Source organism: Albidovulum sp., assembly GCF_049646345.1.
Taxonomy (GTDB): domain Bacteria; phylum Pseudomonadota; class Alphaproteobacteria; order Rhodobacterales; family Rhodobacteraceae; genus Albidovulum.
Genome location: NZ_JBARVQ010000870.1, coordinates 1 through 2,104 on the forward strand (window position 1 = coordinate 1; position 2,104 = coordinate 2,104).

The 2,104-nt window shown below is 58.4% G+C and carries 2 protein-coding genes; both read right to left on the reverse strand.

Annotation, left to right across the window (positions count from 1 at the left end; genetic code table 11):
- The coding region (locus WBB85_RS22780) for a hypothetical protein (protein WP_432640853.1) at positions 1-416 on the reverse strand (416 nt) is incomplete at its 3' end.
- Positions 413-2,023: an ATP-binding cassette domain-containing protein gene (locus WBB85_RS22785; protein WP_432640854.1), complete on the reverse strand. Its 1,611-nt coding sequence runs from the start codon at positions 2,021-2,023 to the stop codon at positions 413-415. The genes WBB85_RS22785 and WBB85_RS22780, both read right to left, overlap by 4 nt.
- Between the last annotated feature and the right edge of the window lie 81 nt (positions 2,024-2,104).

Consider the following 2,104-nt stretch of genomic DNA (forward strand, 5'->3'; position numbering starts at 1 on the left):
CCTTCATCCAGCGGCAACTGTTCCGCGGTCATATGCGTGCCGGATTGATCCGTCATTCGGGCGAGGTAGGCTGCCAGAGGGAGGTTGGAGACCTGGCGGACGAACCAAAGAATGCGCAGGACGAACCTGACCCTTGGCGAGGCTTTGCCACCTGCCGCCAGACGTTCCGCAAGCAGATGCTGAAGCCGTTCCCAATGGGTAGATATGCGGACACAGACAGGCCGTGCCTTCATCTCATAGCAATGCGCAGCCGTTATCCGTTGCAGCTCAGACACCCTGGCATTGAGCAAGTTGGGCTCCATCACCTCAATCGCCAGCCGGTCGGCATCGATATCGAGATGAAAGCAGCGGTCGGGAGGATAGACCAATATCCGTCCGCCGGACGCCCATGACAGGTCGGCAGACGCCGTGGTCACGCCTCGCCCGCCAACAGAATACGCCGGTCGGCGCGTTCGGTGATTTTCTCGTCATGGGCTGTATAAAGGATCGTCGTACCCGGCAGGGACTGCGTCAGCGTCACAAACAGGTGATCGCACGAGACGCCGTCCAGATAGGATGTCGGTTCATCGAGGATCAGCAGCGCAGGCTTGTTCTGAAGCGCCCTCAGGATCAGTACCTTCTGTTTCTGCCCGCCGGAAAGCGTCCCGGCCGGGCGCGTCAGATCGAAACAGGGCCAGCCAAGCAAAGCACAGAAACCGTCGCAGATGTCTTGCTGCTGCAGGCAAGACCCGTCCGGGTCGGCGACGAAAACATTCTCGCCTATGGAACGATCAAAGACCGTCACTTCCTGCGGTAGATAATGCAGGCTCGCATATCGCGGCCCGTCGACGTTTAGGGAACAGCTCAGTTCGCCCTGCCGGTAAGCGCCCGCAACGATTTTCAGAATCGTCGTCTTGCCTGCCCCATTCGGCGCCAGCAGCAAATGCACCTTACCCGCATAGAGCTTGAAGTCCTGATCCGGCAGGGCGGTGCCGTCGGAAAAGCGGATGTCACGGATCACAAACCGCGTAGATGTCCCCGGGGCAGGCAGGTCCGCATCGCGATCGACCACTGGCGACGGCGCTCCCGGCTCGCTCGGCACCTCGAATGTCCGGGCAATGCCGTAGCCTTCATGCATCGTCCGGAAAAAGAACGCGGCCGAGGTCAGCGGCAGGATGATCGCAGCCAGATAGAACATAAAGACCAATATCTGGCCGACATCCAACGCATCAGCATGAAAACGGGCGAGACTGAACAGGGCAACCGCGAACAGGACAATCCCGATGACCCCTGCCTGTAACGCGGCATAGGCCGCAATCGCCCGGTGGGCTGCATCGGCATCCAGGTGTTTTCGGCGGGCCATGGCATCGAAACGATCGATTTCGGCCTCGGCGAAACCGGCACCGAGGATCGCATTCAAGTTGGCAAGCTGATCAAGTACCGCTTCGTTGAACCGGAAATTGGTGGCAATCGCAGTCTGTATGCGGACCGTCATCGTCTGTGCAGCCATCATGTTTGCCGCGGCTGCCGCAGCCAGGATCGTGAATGTCAGCGCAAGGAATTCCCAACCCACCAAAAAAACGATCATCAGAGAGGAAAAGACCAGTTGCACGACCAGCATGAGCACATGATCGGCAAACCCGAAGATAAGCATCGTGAGGTCTTGTGCATAACGCGCCGTCGCTGTGACAATGTCAGCGACCGGCACCGCCTCGTGGAACCGCCGGTTCTCAAGCAATGCCGCCATTGTTGAACGGATCTTGCGGTTGCTCAGATCGACGACAGCAGTCCTGATCCGGTTCCTCAGGCTGTTCTCTGCCGCGCGATAACCGACGAACACCATCAGTGCCAACGCCAACGGCAGAACCACAACTGCGATTGGGCGTGTTTCGACAAAGGTCTTCAGATCGAGGGTAAGAATGGCAGGAACAAGAAGAAGGGCGATACGCGCGCTCAGCTGTAAGCCAAGGTAGCCATAGAAAAGGGGGCCGATGGCGCGGATGGATGCCAGGACGAAACCGGAATGGGTCAGAAAACTCGACACGTTTTACCTCTTCTCACGTCAAGCCCCGATATCTGGCGCATCAGGCTTCGCATGCGATTTCAAAACTACCCAGGGTAGTGT